This is a genomic window from Psychrobacter sp. van23A (assembly GCF_030845275.1).
GTDB lineage: Bacteria > Pseudomonadota > Gammaproteobacteria > Pseudomonadales > Moraxellaceae > Psychrobacter > Psychrobacter faecalis.
The window spans coordinates 698252-714432 of sequence record NZ_CP132595.1 but is presented as its reverse complement, the minus strand read 5'-3'; the positions used below and the strand labels follow the sequence as shown (position 1 = coordinate 714432).

The window sequence follows — 16181 nt, the reverse complement described above, 5'->3', positions numbered from 1 at the left end:
TTATGATAACGATATCACCTATGTTTACGCTTGATTCAGTTCTCTTTACTTTTTTAAGAAATCCTCTTTGGGATAACAAACAATGTCGTTAAAAGAGGATTTCTTAAGGTTAGAGTGTCGCGTGAACACGCCACTCTAACCCAGACTCATATCTATGTTTTTAAATAGTTCTTACTCTCTCGTCGAGTAGTAAGTTTCCGTATAAAACAGAAAGAAGTAATCAGATAATATATTGCTATATTGGAATCACTTGTTTCTGTTTGATACCTATTCATTTATTAGCATTCAAAGCTTACTGCGTTTATAGTGGTGGAGCCAAACGGAGTCGAACCGTTGACCTCCTGCGTGCAAGGCAGGCGCTCTACCAACTGAGCTATGGCCCCATATATAAATGGTGGGTCTAAGTGGACTTGAACCACTGACCCCCGCGTTATCAACACGGTGCTCTAACCAGCTGAGCTACAGACCCAAATTACGCTTGTATAAACGTAAGCTTAAACTAAAGAACAACTTGTTGTGAATTCTTGCTGACCGAATGCTGTCTATAAGGAGGTGATCCAGCCGCAGGTTCCCCTACGGCTACCTTGTTACGACTTCACCCCAGTCATCAACCACACCGTGGTGATCGCCTTCCTAAAAGGTTAGGCTAACCACTTCTGGTGCAATCAACTCCCATGGTGTGACGGGCGGTGTGTACAAGGCCCGGGAACGTATTCACCGCGGCATTCTGATCCGCGATTACTAGCGATTCCTACTTCATGGAGTCGAGTTGCAGACTCCAATCTGGACTACGATAGGCTTTTTGAGATTCGCATCACATCGCTGTGTAGCTGCCCTCTGTACCTACCATTGTAGCACGTGTGTAGCCCTGGTCGTAAGGGCCATGATGACTTGACGTCGTCCCCGCCTTCCTCCAGTTTGTCACTGGCAGTATCCTTAGAGTTCCCGGCCAAACCGCTGGTAACTAAGGACAAGGGTTGCGCTCGTTGCGGGACTTAACCCAACATCTCACGACACGAGCTGACGACAGCCATGCAGCACCTGTATTCTAATTCCCGAAGGCACTCCCGCATCTCTGCAGGATTCTAGATATGTCAAGACCAGGTAAGGTTCTTCGCGTTGCATCGAATTAAACCACATGCTCCACCGCTTGTGCGGGCCCCCGTCAATTCATTTGAGTTTTAACCTTGCGGCCGTACTCCCCAGGCGGTCTACTTATTGCGTTAGCTGCGTCACTAAGTCCTCAAGGGACCCAACGACTAGTAGACATCGTTTACGGCGTGGACTACCAGGGTATCTAATCCTGTTTGCTACCCACGCTTTCGAACCTCAGTGTCAGTATGATGCCAGAAGGCTGCCTTCGCCATCGGTATTCCTCCAGATCTCTACGCATTTCACCGCTACACCTGGAATTCTACCTTCCTCTCACCTACTCTAGCCTAACAGTATCAGATGCCGTTCCCAGGTTAAGCCCGGGGCTTTCACATCTGACTTATCAAGCCACCTACGCTCGCTTTACGCCCAGTAATTCCGATTAACGCTTGCACCCTCTGTATTACCGCGGCTGCTGGCACAGAGTTAGCCGGTGCTTATTCTGCAGCTAATGTCATCGTCCATGGGTATTAACCATGGAGTCTTCTTCACTGCTTAAAGTGCTTTACAACCAAAAGGCCTTCTTCACACACGCGGCATGGCTGGATCAGGGTTGCCCCCATTGTCCAATATTCCCCACTGCTGCCTCCCGTAGGAGTCCGGGCCGTGTCTCAGTCCCGGTGTGGCTGATCATCCTCTCAGACCAGCTACAGATCGTCGCCATGGTAGGCCTTTACCCCACCATCTAGCTAATCCGACTTAGGCTCATCTAATAGCGAGAGCAACAAGTTGCCCCCTTTCTCCCGTAGGTCGTATGCGGTATTAATTCGAGTTTCCCCGAGCTATCCCCCACTACTAGGTAGATTCCTAAGTATTACTCACCCGTCCGCCGCTCGTCAGCGAGAAGCAAGCTTCTCCTGTTACCGCTCGACTTGCATGTGTTAAGCCTGCCGCCAGCGTTCAATCTGAGCCATGATCAAACTCTTCAGTTTAATCTTGCATGAAGTCCTTTAAAGAGACTTCGAAACTTGGCTCATTTAATCTGGCAATTACGCTCTCGTATGTTTCATATAATGAATTAACTTTGAGTTTTCTTGCTGTCTTAAATGATAATTTTTATAGTTAGAAAGAACTCCGAAAAGAAGTTTCAACCAACTTTATTTTTTAGCATTCTGAATCAGCAAAAATCCACACAAGTTGTTCTTTAGTTATGCTTTTAAATAGTGTCAAGCTACTGTCGTCCAGTAACTGATATATAGGGTATTTCTCTTTGCTAGTCAGTCTAAGTTAAGAACTTATCCTATCTAGCGAGCCGACTATCATATCATAATGATTTGGTTTGTCAAGCTTTTTTATAATTTGTTTCAATGGGTTAGCCAGGTTTGTTATATGTAAATCCACATATAAGTTACTCCGGTTCTCCCTAATGAGGTGCGTATTATAGACGCTTATTTTAATTAGTCAAGAAGTTATTTTTATTTAGTTTGAAATTTTTATCAGCCTACTTAATAGTAGCTTGATGTGTTCTTTCTCGCTAATGGGTGTTTATTCAGTGCCAAAACACTTTCTAAGCGCCCTTCCCTTTCGACTGGGTGGCATTATACGCGCTTTGAGATGGGGGTCAAGGGGGTTTGAAGGTTTATTTCTGATTTTTTGATAATGCTAAATCTATGTATCAATCCAAGACGCTATTTAAGACGCTGTTAAGGGCAAAGATTCTTCGTCCATTTCCCTGCTTTGTTACCGCGAACACATTGATATTGCACACCATACTGAACCCAATGCCAACTTAATTCAGATGGCGTACCTTTTAAGGTAAAGCTAATACGATAACGTTCTGCGCTAACACTATCATCCATGAGATCAGAACGGGTAATGACAACAACGGCTGTCTTGGACTGGGCTTTTGATGGATAGAAGAAAGTTTGCGCCAAATCATAATCCGCGGACACCTCATCAATACTGCTATTGATGAGTTTGAGCTTTTCAAGACCACAAGAGATCAGTCCTATTTTAATAGGACACGGCGCTGATGCATAAGTCACTGCGCGGCCATTAACGCTTAAACGCTTAAAATTGGCTGGATTTGCAGCTTCAGCCCGAGATATGTGACTTATTGAGTTGCTAGTATTGGCATATGAAGATGCTGGAACTAATGATAATGAAAATAAAGCACTCGCTATCAAACCTCTTATCAAGTGTGTTGAGGTATTTGAGACCGGCAATAGATGATTAAAACTATTTAAGTGCAGCATAATAACCTCGACGTTTATTATCAAATAGCATTATAAAAAGGCTAGTCATATAATGTTTATATAGCTATACCATACAATACCATATTAAAATTATTTAATAATAACTCCAACCAAGTGTTATTTGTGTCTTTTTATTATAACCATCTCAGTTGTTATGATTATCTCTATTAGAGCCGTATATTGGTATGCAACTCACCACCCTAGCACGCAAATAAAAACCGCCCATTAAAAAATAAACGGTTCGTATGTGCATGTCTTAAGCCAACATCTACTATAAAGCAATCATAGCGTTAACTGGTGGCTTTGCTTTTTAGCGTGGTAAAGATACCTGATAACGCATAGATGACACCAATGGCTAAGATGCCCACAGGGATATCATATAAGATGATACTCATGACCAATACGCCAATGATAAGCACCACAAAAGGTACTTTCTTCTTGTCGAACTCTTTAAAGCTATAATATTTGACGTTACTGACCATCAATAAACCACAGATAACGACCCACGCGGCAAATAAGAACATGACGGCAGTATCGTATTGTCCGATCCATTCGTTATGATCGACCGCAACCATGACAGCGGCCGTAACTAAGATAGCCGCGAGCGGACTTGCCAAACCGACGAAGTATTTTTTATCGACTATACCAACTTGCACATTAAAACGTGCCAGACGAAATGCGGCGCAAGCGGTAAAGACAAATGCACAGCCCAAACCAATACGACCTAACGGCTCTAACGCAAAGCTATAAATCAGAATTGCAGGCGCAACGCCAAAAGCCAACATGTCAGCGAGTGAATCATATTGCTCGCCAAAAGGACTTTGCGCATTAAGCATACGCGCAACACGCCCATCAGCGCCATCAAGGATAGCGGATAAGAAAATCGCCAGTGAGGCTTTATAAAATTCGCCTTGGGTACTGGCTAAAATAGAATAAAAACCCGATAGCAGAGATAAAGTGGTAATCAGATTGGGCGCTAAATAGACACCGCGACTAACCACACGCTTACCTTCGGCAACCTCTGCTTCAATCACCTCAAAGGTCAAACCATCATAATTGTCATTATCCGCTAGGCGAATATTGAACTCATGCTCATCGACAAAAGGCGGCTGAGTGGCAGCACTATCCTGTAAGAGCGGCTCTTTTACCAAACCGTCATTCATAACCTTGTCGGTTACCAGACTGTCCTTTGCAAGGCTATCTTTGCCCATACTACTTGATGATTGATTCGTCGTCATAACGATATCCTTATTCGCCGACCAGCCAGCGCACATTAGTGGCACTATCAGGAGACATGTCTGGGGCATCCGCAACTTTTAACACCGGCTGTAAGAAACGCAAAATCTCACGTGCGTGATTGTCAAATTGCCAAGGCGGATTGATAACGAGTAACCCTGTACCATTTAGACCAACAGCGATGTCGTTAGGATAGATATTGAGCTCGCAGACCAATTGACGTCTCATTTCAGTCCGTTTTAGCTTTTTGTAAAACAGCTCAACCGCTTCCATGTTTTTAATTGGATACCATAACGCGTAAGTACCTTGTGGCCACTTATTATAAGAATGTACCAATAGGTCAATCAGGCGGGTGAAGTCTTTATGCTCTTGCTCGTAAGGCGGATCAAGAAAAATCAAACCGCGCTTCTCTTTTGGTGGAATCACCGCAGCGATACCTTCAAAAGAATTGCGATGATGAATACCAATCGGCAATTTATGGAGCTGATAATTTAGTGCATCGTATTCACTGGCTTTGGCTTCAAACGCTTCACCGCGCACGCCGGCATCAGGATTTTTTTCAACATGATGGGCAATCCACCAAGGTGAACCAGGATAGACTTTTTTATCATACGTGAAACGCGCTTGCTTAATGCTTTCCATATAGTCTTTGACGGCCGCCGGTGCTTTTTCGATGTCGGCTTTTAACAAAGCTTGGATACCGCCTTTGGCTTCGCCTGTTTTGCGCGCCTCTTCACTGCCGAGCGAATACAGTCCACGACCACCGTAAGCATCAAGCACATAAAAAGGTTTGTTCTTTTGCCCCAATTGATTCAGCAGTTGTACCAATAAAATGTGTTTAACGACATCGGCAAAGTTACCGGCATGATAGGCGTGTTTATAGTTCATAAGATCAAAAGTTTAAATAAGAAAAATTGCATCTATGGTAGCATAGGCAGAGTAAAAGATAACGATGGTTTTGGTAAAAAGGCATGGATTGGCTGTGTATTGACAGTGAATGGCATGTTTATTGATAACGGCGAGGCAAAATGACGCAGATTATTAGCAATCTTGAAGTGACACAGTTAGTCGTCGATCATCCGATTGGAGCGGATAACCCGCCACTACTATACCCACCTAGCGATGACGAAAGGCAAACGCCACTCACTCAGCATGAATTACAATTTTCGGACTTTGATGTCGATTGGCAAAATAAGCTAACCGATAAACAGCTAGATACGTTTGTAGACGATGGCTGGATGATTATTGACGATGTGTTTGAAAATAAAGCGCTATTGGCTCTGCAGTCTGAGAGCGGTTTTATTGACTATCGTGACGCCGAGCTGACGGCTGGCATTCGGGTTAGCAATATTCGCGGTGATCGCATTCGCTGGATTACCGAAAACTTCTTTGCAGGCTACTATTATTTACAAAGTATCAATGCGCTTGCTGCTTTATTCAATCAAAGCTTGTTTGCTGGTATTCGCCATAGTGAGGCACATTACGCTTGTTATCCGGTAGGTTTTGGCTATCAATGGCATAGCGATAATCCGGCTGGACGTGATGAGCGCGTTATCTCGGCGGTGTTTTATCTCAATGATGATTGGCGTGATAGTGACGGTGGCGCTTTAGAAGTCGTCGACAAACATGGCGTCCACCATAATGTCATGCCTGTTGCCAATCGACTGGTCATATTTGATAGTGACTTGCAACACCAAGTACAAATCGCCCATCGGCAGCGTTATTCTATCGCGACGTGGATGCGCCGTGATGGTTTGGTGCCTTTTGTTGAGGATAATATTTAAAACTAATCAGCTATTACTTTAAATAAGCCTTGTTAATTAAGGATAATGACAATGCATAAAACCTTATATAGAAGCTTGCTCTTACTTGTTATACTCCCTCTGATCGTGAGCTGCGAGACGCTTAATCATCAAGCCGCTACTCAAAAAAACAATGAGTTATTTTTTACCTATTATTTGCCAAAATCCACGCCTGAAGAACCTCTAATAATTAATCCGACTGTTATTACTACTGAATTCAAATATGAGGATGGGTGTTTACTTGCATTTGATGGAAGCAGATGGATGACACCTGTATTTCCCGAAGGACATGCAACTTTTAATAGTCATCATAAGACTTTAAGATTATTAGGAACGAGTTATAAAATGGGTAATGTGATTTCTGCAGCTGGCTATGTGCATGCTTACAACAGTGAAAAAGTTAAAAATTATAGTAATAGCCCAGCCGAAAAGTGCATTACAGAGTATCTAGCAATATATTACGGCGATTATGAAAAAATTGACTTGGATAAAAACTAAATTTTTTCAGACCTCAAATTATAAACATCAAAACAACATATCTAGGACTGTCATGAGTTCAGAAAATAATAGTAAAACCCATCAACAGCAAACACTAGAGCTAAGTATCGCCCTACTTGAACGTCCATCCGTTACCCCCGATGATGATGGCTGCCAAGATATATTGTCAGAGCGCCTGACGCAGGCTGGGTTTGATTGCGAGTTTATGTATTTTGGTGAAAGAAACCAAAGCGGCGAACATGCGGAAGTCAAAAACCTCTGGGCGCGCCGTGGCACCACTGAGCCAGTCATTTGTTTTGCTGGTCATACCGACGTCGTGCCTACGGGTGATGAAAACAATTGGACTTATCCGCCATTTACACCCACCATTGCCGATGGTTATTTATGGGCGCGCGGTGCCGCTGATATGAAAACCGGCATTGCTGCTTTTACCGTTGCCGCCGAGCGTTTTGTCGCTAATTATCCTAAGCACAATGGCTCTATTGCTTTTTTAATCACCGCAGATGAAGAAGGCCCGTCCATCAATGGGACGGTGAAAGTCATTGAAACGCTTGAAGCGCGCAATGAGAAAATCACCTATTGCCTCGTTGGCGAACCATCAAGTACCGACACGCTTGGCGATATCATCAAAAACGGTCGCCGCGGCTCATTGGGCGCCGAGCTGACCGTCATTGGCAAACAAGGTCATGTTGCCTATCCGCATCTGGCTTGCAATCCGATTCATGCGGCAATGGCGGCGTTAGCAGAATTAACCAACGCCACTTGGGATAACGGCAACGAGTATTTCCCTGCGACTTCTTTGCAAATCTCTAATATCAATGGCGGTACAGGCGCAACCAACGTTATTCCTGAAACGCTAACCGTTATCTTTAACTTCCGCTTTTCCACAGAAACGACGGAAGAAGAATTAAAAGCGAGAACTCATGCTATTTTTGATAAGCATTTTGAGAACAGCAAAGCCAGTTATGATATCCAATGGAAATTATCCGGTCAGCCATTTCTAACCCCTGAAGGCAAACTCGTATCGGCCTGCCAGCAAGCGATTAAATCTGTGACTGATGTTGATACTACGTTATCTACTTCTGGCGGTACTTCAGACGGACGCTTTATCGCGCCAACCGGTGCGCAAGTGGTTGAGCTTGGCGTACGTAATGCGACGATTCATCAGGTGGATGAAAAGGTAGAAGTAGATGATTTGGGCAAATTGGCGCAGATATATGAAGGGATTTTGGAGAATCTGCTGCTTGATTAGACATAATCTATAGAAACAAAAAAAGCGCCATCTGCTTCGTATTTGGCGCTTTTTTATTATGATCTTTTATCGATAAGGACTTGAACAACACAAGTCAATTAAGCTACTTACTAGCTTCACTCAATCCCTATATAAACATCCACTTGCCCATACTCTAAATTACCATCAATATAGTGCTCAAAATCGACATTATAACTACGAGTATACTCACAGCTTGGGTCGTTGAAGTACTCCCAAGCCTTCTCCCACGCATTCATGACGGTATTAGGCATATTACCTGTTTCTGAAAAGACTAAGTATTTCCCTGCGGGAATGGCTATCGTTACAAGATTGCTCGTATTGGCGACCGCCGCATTATCCGGCTGCGCCTGCTCATTGCCCACTTCCCAACCAGCGACAACATCAAACGCCCCTACTAAATCAGCACTTTCATAATTGTGGTAGATACCATAAATATCCTGACCTTCAGGCAAATCACCCATGTGGTTTTGATAAAACTTTTGCCATAAGCGGCCTAATTTTGCCGTTTCGTGGCTGATTTCAGCGTGATTGGTGGTACGTACGCTGATACCCTTACAAGCTATCGCTTCGGGTAGCTCTTTAATTTGTGACGTCATGATGCTGCCTGCCCTGTTGTGCTGTGTGATTTTTATTTGATGTGCGATTAAATGAGCATAACTGCCTTAATCCGCTTCATCAATCCAATTCATTTGAATGGCTTCTAAGATACCCTCATTTGATTTTTGCGGGTCATCATCAAAACCTTCTAGCTCCGTCACCCAGCGGTGTAAATCAGTAAAGCGAATATACTGCGGATCGGTCTCAGGGAATTTTTCATAAAGCTCAATAGCGATATCTAAGCTGTCTGTCCATTTTAGTTTTTGCGGGCTCATGGTAGCTCCTTAACTGTTATTTATTTTATAGCTTTCATCAAACTAGAGATTAGTTTGACCAGTTGTTTGTATAATGTTTGTCTAACGCTTTACTTGCTCACTTACTAACCCCTATCCTATCAAAATTCGCCAACTGATTATAGACAAGTTCGTTATACCGCCTTTGTTGCTTTAACTTTTTGCTTTATCTTTTTATTTTGTTTCTGCAGATTTAATCGCTACTTGATGCTGATTCCAAGAAACAATGACTTCATTTGTCTGCTCACCTGTCATATCCAATATCTCTGGTGCGCATTTGCCTTTTTTATCGTTTAAGACAAACTTAGTCATACCAACACCCATGAGCTGATTTTTTACCAAAAAGCGCGTTTCAAAATAGACGTATTTTTTATCCCAACCGACAAGCGTACTATTTACCGTCATTTTATTCAGGAATTTAATTTCTTTGAGATAGACCATTTCTTGCATGGCAATAATCCAGCCGAGATTTTTAATCCCCTTTTGATGACAGCAGGCCATCAGCCATTTAGTGATGTTTAACTCGATAAAAGACAAGTAGCGATAATTGGGCAGATGGTCGCGAAAACCCATGTCGTGTGGCAATACGCGATAGTGGCGCACAATTGGTTTGGTTAATGTCTCGACACTTAGGTGTTCATTAGCCGTTTGCTGTTTAAGCTGCTGCTTTAATAAGCTGACCATAATAAAAAAACGTATCAACATGTTCATAAAGGAAATCTCTGCACGGTTATTCTGTATGAATTATGAGTAAATATAGCTTTGATAAATGCTGCCTACCTTAACGCAAAAAAAGCCACCTCAGTGACTTTTTCGTAAAAATATTGTTAGTAGATGATTAGCAATTAATGACCGCCGCCATTGATACTACGTACCATCTCTTCAACCATTTTCTTGGCATCACCAAAGATCATCATGGTTTTGTCCATATAGAACAAGCTGTTATCAAGACCTGCATAGCCCGTACTCATTGAACGCTTGATAACCATGACCGTCTGCGCTTTATTGACTTCTAAAATTGGCATACCAAAGATTGGGGATGATGGATCATCTTTTGCCGATGGATTGACGACGTCGTTGGCACCAATGACTAAGACCACATCAGTACTGGCAAAGTCGGAGTTAATCTCATCCATCTCAAGAATGTCATCATAGGGCACGTCAGCTTCCGCCAATAGTACGTTCATATGGCCTGGCATACGACCAGCAACCGGATGAATGGCAAAGCGCACATTGACGCCTTCCTCTTTTAACAGCTCATACAATTCTTTGACCGCGTTTTGAGCACGGCCTTGCGCCATACCGTAGCCCGGTACAATCACCACACTGCTGGCATTAGACATGAGGAAACCTGCGTCTTCTGCCGAACCTGCTTTGTAGTTTTTAGGTGCGCCATCATCTGCGCCTGTAGCGGCAGCTGCCGTACCCATACCACCAAATAAAACGTTTAGTAATGAGCGGTTCATGGCTTTACACATGATGTAAGATAAAATCGCGCCTGACGAACCAACGAGCGAACCTGCGATAATTAGCATCGAGTTGCCAAGGGTAAAACCAATACCCGCTGCCGCCCAACCTGAAAATGAGTTCAATAGCGACACAACCACGGGCATATCACCGCCACCGATTGGCGCAATCCACATCCAACCAAATATTACGGCTAATACTGCCATCGCATAGAAAGCTGGCAATGAATCGGTCATAAAGTAGACGATACCAAAACCAATCATAGCAATAAATAGAATCGCTTGTACCGGTTTTACCCAGCCGCCTACTAGGGTTTTTGCCCAACTTTTTGCGGCTAATTTACCAAAGGCAAAAACAGACGCTGAGAAAGTAATCGCACCAATAAAACAACCAATAAACAGTTCAGCACGGGCGACTGCGCCATGCTGTTGCTCAGTATGCAGTACGGTCGCTAAGGCAATCGCCACTGCTGCCAAGCCTACGAATGAATGCATCAAAGCAACCGTTTCTGGCATTTGGGTCATAGCGACCGTTTTTGCTTTCCACATACCAACGAGTGCACCCAATACCATGGCGCCGATGATTAACCACAGCACAGGGCCTTCAGCTAAGAAAAAGGTGGTTGCGACCGCAATAGCCATCGCTACCATACCAAAGCGGTTACCACGAATGGCGGTTTTTGGGCTAGAAAGACCACGCAAGGTTAAGACAAAAAGGATAGCACCGATTAAGTAAAACCAATCCGCATTTGCTGCAATCATATTTGTTAAATCGCTCATGCATCGCCTCCGCTTTCAGTCGTCGCAGTTTCAAGCGCTGGCGCTTTTTTTGCTTTTGGTTTAAACATTGCCAGCATACGCTCAGTCACCGCAAAACCACCAAAGATATTGATACTGGCTAAAAATACGGCAAAAGCACCGAGCAAGCTGGTTGGGGTAAACATCGCGCCGTCAATGGTGACGGTTTGTAGCATCGCGCCGACGATAACGATACTTGATAAGGCATTTGTTACTGCCATTAGTGGCGTGTGCAGTGCTGGCGTGACGCCCCAAACGACGTAATATCCGACGAAAATAGCGAGCACGAATACCGTGAAAATCGCTACAAACGGTGTGCTACTCATGGCCGCACCCGCTGGCGCTGCCGCTAAAATAGTGGCAATCATCTAATCCTCCTAAAAATTTGTTCGTATCTGGCAAATGTAAGGTAGTGAAATTCGAGACTGGATGTTTAAGGCTTAGCGTTTAGCAAGACGTACTTGGTTGTCATGCGTCACCGCTAACGCCCCTTGAATCTCATCATTCATGTCTAAATTCAGTGCCAGTGTTTTCGCTGAAGCGTCGTCTTTAGCTGCAGGAGCCATTAAAGTAGTGATAAAATTAACAAGGTTATTGGCATATAAATCTGAAGACTGCGCCGCCAGTTGTGATGGAATATTGGCTGCCCCGACGATACGCACACCGTTTGGCGTAGTAATGGTTTCATCAGGCACGCTGCCTTCGACATTGCCACCAGTGCCAGCAGCCATATCAATCAGTACTGAACCAGCTTTCATTTTGGCAAGCGTTGCTCCGTGCACTAAGCGCGGCGCGTTACGCCCAGGAATCTGCGCGGTGGTAATGACGATATCGGCGTTGCTCAAGGCTTTATCCACCACGGCAGCCTGATCTTTGATATATTGTTCAGAGGGCGTCCATGCATAACCGCCCGTGGCTTTGGCTTTTTGCGCTTCGTCTTCGCTCATTGGCACGTCAAGCCATTTACCACCAAGCGATTCCACCTGCTCTTTGGCAGCAGGTCGCAAATCACTGGCTTCAACGACGGCGCCTAAACGCTTCGCCGTCGCAATCGCCTGCAAACCTGCAACCCCGACACCTAAGATGACGACTTTGGCAGGTTTCACCGTACCCGCTGAGGTCATAAACATCGGAAATGGACGCGAGTATTCATTGGCAGCAAGCAATACCGCTTTATAACCGGCAAGGTTGGCTTGTGACGATAAGACGTCCATATTTTGCGCACGTGACAAAGTACGTGGTAATAACTCCATAGCAAAGACGGTTGCACCTTTGGCCGCATAAGTATCTAGCTGGCTATTGCGATATGGGTCAAGCATACCAATGACCACTTGACCGGCTGTTAAATGCTCAGTCACCGCTGCTGGCAAATCATTGACGGTAGTAATAATTTGCGCTTGGTTGACGACCTCGGTACTACTGTTGGCAATATCAGCACCCGCTGCCTGATACAACTCATCAGCGTAATACGCTGCTTGACCTGCACCTGACTGAATGACGACTTCAAACCCTAGTTTACGTAATTTCTTTACCGCGTCTGGGGTTAGCGCTACCCGTTTTTCACTCGCGCTATCTGCACTAATAACACCAATCTTCATACCGTCTCCTTACTTACGTCAAATGACTATACTCACGTTTAATGACTATCTTTTAACACCCGCAACGCATCTTTAAAAAGCACAGGGGACAAAAAAATCTTTGGTCACGGTTGGTTAAGAACTTAAGACCAAAGATTATCAATTTAATAAATGATAGCTCCTTTGCCATCATGCCTTTTTATTATAGAGATAACATCTGCAAACTTTCATTGTCTAATGATGACCCACAAGTAAAATAAAAAGTTAGGCATTTACACCATCATCATAACTTTTATTGTTATATTAAAAACTTTTATTTTTTCCAAAAGCTCACAAAGCCTGTAAGCTATTAGCTCACGACAAATATAAAAGTTGGCTTAAGGTTTGACATATGTCTACGATGTCGCTTAAAAATACAAAACCGCTACGACTAAGTCAAGATAAAATACGGCCTAACGTATAATAAGAAAACTTGACAGCTAAATAGAATACCCATTGGTCTACTATAAATAAGGAATAACCATGTATTTTTTACTCTCCCCTGCCAAATCGCTTAACGAGAAAGACGCTGTACCCGTTAACCTCGGTAATTACTATAGTCAGCCCGAACTGATTGAGCATGCGCAGGTGCTCATGAAAAACTTAAAAGCCAAAGAGCCGATCGATTTACAAGAGCTGATGAGTATCTCTGACGATTTGGCGCAGCTTAATGCTAAACGTAATCAAGACTGGGCTTGGAGTACAAATAGTCCCTTTACAGGCGACAACGCCAAACCAGCGGGTTATTTATTTGATGGGGATGTTTATACTGGGCTTGATATGTATCAAATGGACAAAGATACTGCTATTTACGTTAACGAACACTTGGGTATTTTGTCAGGGCTTTATGGTGTGCTTAAACCGCTCGATTTAATCCAGCCGTATCGCCTAGAGATGGGCACCAAGCTAAAAAATGAGCGCGGGGATAATCTTTACGAGTTTTGGGGCGAAGAAGTGACTAAAACAATCAATGCGCGCATGGCAGATAGTGAGGACAAAGTTTTAATTAACCTTGCTTCTAATGAATATTTTAAGGTAATAAAAAAGAAAGCACTAAATGCGGTGATTATCACGCCAAGATTTGAAGACGAGAAAAATGGTCACTATAAAGTGATTAGTTTTTATGCCAAAAAAGCACGTGGATTGATGGTGAAATACGCAGCTGACAATAAGCTGACCAATGCAGAGCAGCTAAAGCAGTTTGATTTAGCAGGCTATTATTATGTCGATGAGCTGTCTGACGATAAAACGTGGACGTTTCGTCGGGATGAAGCGAGTCAGTAGTCTTCAAACAAATATCTAATTTGCATAAAAAACCCCGATAAGCTTAGCCTATCGGGGTTTTGTTGGAACTAGGTTTAACAAGTAGGTTATGACAAAGTCATACTTCTAGCGAAAAGCGATTTGTCGAGGAAGACACGCGAAAATAGTACTTATCGTACATTGAGCGCGGCTAACAAAGAAAAATCGCTTTGTAGCAGAAGTAAAATTACATCATACCGCCCATGCCACCCATACCGCCCATTCCACCGGCAGCGCCCATGCCAGCCATAGCATCATCACCTTGCGGTAAGTCAGTAATCATGACTTCAGTTGTAAGCATGAGGCCTGCAACAGAAGCCGCATTTTCTAGTGCTGAACGTGATACTTTTGCTGGATCAAGGATACCCATCTCTAGCATATCGCCGTATTCGCCAGAAGCTGCGTTGTAACCGTAGTTACCGCTACCGCTCTTGACTTCATTAACCACCACTGACGCTTCTTCGCCTGAGTTGGTCACGATTTGACGTAAAGGTGCTTCCATCGCACGGCGTAGGATTCTAATACCCGCATTTTGGTCGTCGTTATCGCCACGTAGTTCAGACAAGGCATTCATCGCACGAACGAGGGCAACGCCGCCGCCAGGTACAACGCCTTCTTCAACCGCTGCACGAGTCGCATGTAGCGCATCATCAACACGGTCTTTCTTCTCTTTCATTTCAGTTTCAGTTGCTGCACCAACTTTGATAACGGCAACGCCGCCAGCAAGTTTTGCCATACGCTCTTGCAGCTTTTCTTTATCGTAGTCAGACGTTGATTCTTCAACTTGACGTTTGATAGATTCAACGCGGTTTTCGATGTCAGCGGTGTTACCCGCGCCATCAACAATCACAGTGTTTTCTTTACCGACAGTGACTTTTTTCGCCGTACCTAATTGCTCTAAAGTAGCAGTCTCTAAGCTCAGACCAATCTCTTCAGAAATCACCGTACCGCCAGTTAACGTTGCGATATCTTCTAGCATAGCTTTACGGCGATCGCCAAAACCTGGTGCTTTAACAGCACAAGTTTTTAAGCCGCCGCGCATGTTGTTTACAACTAGTGTTGCCAATGCTTCGTTTTCTACGTCTTCAGCAATGATTAGCAACGGTTTGCTTTGCTGCATGACTTGCTCAAGTAATGGCACAATTTCGCGGATATTGCTAATTTTTTTATCAACAAGCAAGATGTAAGGATTTTCGAATTCAGCGGTTAAGCTGTCTTGCTTATTGGCAAAGTACGGGCTGATATAACCACGGTCAAACTGCATACCTTCAACCACTTCCAAGGTATCTTCAAAGCTTGAACCTTCTTCAACGGTGATGACGCCTTGCTTACCAACTTTTTCCATCGCTTGGGCAATCAGCTCACCAATTTTGGTATCTGAGTTGGCAGAGATAGAACCCACTTGGGCAATCGCTTTTGAATCATCAGCTGGGGTTGATAGCTCGTGGATTTGCTCAACCGCGGCACGTACCGCTTTATCGATACCGCGTTTTAGATCCATTGGGTTCATGCCCGCAGCAACTGATTTCATGCCCTCAACCAAGATTGATTGTGCCAATACAGTCGCAGTCGTTGTACCATCACCAGCAACATCGTTGGTACGGCTAGCAACTTCACGCACCAGTTGTGCGCCCATGTTTTCAAATTTGTTTTCAAGCTCGATTTCTTTGGCAACCGATACACCATCTTTAGTGATGGTAGGTGCGCCAAATGATTTATCGATAACCACGTTACGACCTTTCGGGCCAAGCGTGACTTTTACCGCATTTGCTAGAACGTTTACACCGTCCATCATTTGTTTACGGGCATCAATGCCGAATTTTACGTCTTTTGCCATGTTAAATTACTCCACTAATATAAGTATGAGAATGCAATGAAAGGTTTCAATGATATTTTTTTATAAATGTTATTGGGTATAACTGTTGTTGGCTAAAAATCGTTAGCCAAAAAATG

14 protein-coding genes, 2 tRNA genes and 1 rRNA gene are annotated in these 16181 nt (G+C 43.9%); 4 read left to right on the top strand and 13 right to left on the bottom strand.

Translation table 11 applies throughout. From position 1 onward, the window contains the following. Positions 1-307 precede the first annotated feature (307 nt). The 6 genes from RAH45_RS03220 to RAH45_RS03195 all read right to left on the bottom strand — a co-directional run bounded on the left by RAH45_RS03220 (position 308) and on the right by RAH45_RS03195 (position 5471). Positions 308-383 (bottom strand) — tRNA-Ala (locus RAH45_RS03220). A gap of 9 nt (positions 384-392) precedes the next feature. Next, positions 393-469: transfer RNA gene (locus RAH45_RS03215), tRNA-Ile, on the bottom strand. Positions 470-545: 76 nt separating this feature from the next. Then, positions 546-2084, bottom strand: a 16S ribosomal RNA gene (locus RAH45_RS03210). Positions 2085-2795: 711 nt separating this feature from the next. Further along, positions 2796-3137: a hypothetical protein gene (locus RAH45_RS03205; protein WP_225211733.1), complete on the bottom strand. Its 342-nt coding sequence runs from the start codon at positions 3135-3137 to the stop codon at positions 2796-2798. Between the two features lie 500 nt (positions 3138-3637). Beyond that, on the bottom strand, positions 3638-4585 hold the full coding sequence (pssA, locus tag RAH45_RS03200) for a CDP-diacylglycerol--serine O-phosphatidyltransferase (RefSeq protein WP_191692380.1): 948 nt from the start codon (positions 4583-4585) through the stop codon (positions 3638-3640). Positions 4586-4595: 10 nt separating this feature from the next. Beyond that, on the bottom strand, positions 4596-5471 hold the full coding sequence (locus RAH45_RS03195) for a 23S rRNA (adenine(2030)-N(6))-methyltransferase RlmJ (RefSeq protein WP_144297694.1): 876 nt from the start codon (positions 5469-5471) through the stop codon (positions 4596-4598). 140 nt (positions 5472-5611) lie between these two features. Here RAH45_RS03195 and RAH45_RS03190 point away from each other — a divergent pair, with 140 nt between their 5' ends. From RAH45_RS03190 to dapE, 3 genes are read left to right on the top strand one after another with little or no spacing between them, the layout of a single operon-like run. Next, a complete protein-coding gene (locus tag RAH45_RS03190) occupies positions 5612-6367 on the top strand; it encodes a 2OG-Fe(II) oxygenase (protein WP_191692381.1) in 756 nt (251 codons plus the stop codon). 51 nt (positions 6368-6418) lie between these two features. Further along, entirely contained in the window at positions 6419-6883 is a 465-nt protein-coding gene (locus tag RAH45_RS03185) for a hypothetical protein (RefSeq protein ID WP_191692382.1), read from the top strand. Between the two features lie 52 nt (positions 6884-6935). Beyond that, positions 6936-8135, top strand: a complete 1200-nt coding sequence (gene dapE, locus RAH45_RS03180; protein ID WP_306495487.1) for a succinyl-diaminopimelate desuccinylase — start codon at positions 6936-6938, stop codon at positions 8133-8135. A gap of 116 nt (positions 8136-8251) precedes the next feature. On the opposite strand, the gene RAH45_RS03175 is transcribed toward dapE, so the two are convergent. The 6 genes from RAH45_RS03175 to RAH45_RS03150 all read right to left on the bottom strand — a co-directional run bounded on the left by RAH45_RS03175 (position 8252) and on the right by RAH45_RS03150 (position 12908). Further along, the gene (locus RAH45_RS03175; protein ID WP_306495486.1) at positions 8252-8752 is read right to left on the bottom strand and encodes a GyrI-like domain-containing protein; all 501 of its coding nucleotides are present in this window, start codon (positions 8750-8752) and stop codon (positions 8252-8254) included. A 66-nt stretch (positions 8753-8818) separates the two neighbouring features. Next, entirely contained in the window at positions 8819-9028 is a 210-nt protein-coding gene (gene iscX, locus RAH45_RS03170; RefSeq protein ID WP_144297698.1) for a Fe-S cluster assembly protein IscX, read from the bottom strand. 192 nt (positions 9029-9220) lie between these two features. Then, on the bottom strand, positions 9221-9757 hold the full coding sequence (locus RAH45_RS03165) for an acyl-CoA thioesterase (protein ID WP_191692385.1): 537 nt from the start codon (positions 9755-9757) through the stop codon (positions 9221-9223). Positions 9758-9891: 134 nt separating this feature from the next. Then, complete coding sequence (locus RAH45_RS03160) at positions 9892-11292, bottom strand: NAD(P)(+) transhydrogenase (Re/Si-specific) subunit beta (protein WP_373429173.1); 1401 nt, start codon at positions 11290-11292, stop codon at positions 9892-9894. Next, positions 11289-11636: a proton-translocating transhydrogenase family protein gene (locus tag RAH45_RS03155; protein WP_144297754.1), complete on the bottom strand. Its 348-nt coding sequence runs from the start codon at positions 11634-11636 to the stop codon at positions 11289-11291. Before RAH45_RS03155 ends, RAH45_RS03160 begins: the two co-directional genes overlap by 4 nt. A gap of 114 nt (positions 11637-11750) precedes the next feature. Continuing rightward, positions 11751-12908 (bottom strand): Re/Si-specific NAD(P)(+) transhydrogenase subunit alpha, encoded by a 1158-nt coding sequence (locus RAH45_RS03150; RefSeq protein WP_201541916.1) that lies wholly within the window; start codon positions 12906-12908, stop codon positions 11751-11753. 501 nt (positions 12909-13409) lie between these two features. Here RAH45_RS03150 and yaaA point away from each other — a divergent pair. Next, a complete protein-coding gene (yaaA, locus tag RAH45_RS03145) occupies positions 13410-14210 on the top strand; it encodes a peroxide stress protein YaaA (protein ID WP_306495485.1) in 801 nt (266 codons plus the stop codon). 205 nt (positions 14211-14415) lie between these two features. On the opposite strand, the gene groL is transcribed toward yaaA, so the two are convergent. After that, positions 14416-16065: a chaperonin GroEL gene (gene groL / locus RAH45_RS03140; RefSeq protein WP_191692388.1), complete on the bottom strand. Its 1650-nt coding sequence runs from the start codon at positions 16063-16065 to the stop codon at positions 14416-14418. Between the last annotated feature and the right edge of the window lie 116 nt (positions 16066-16181).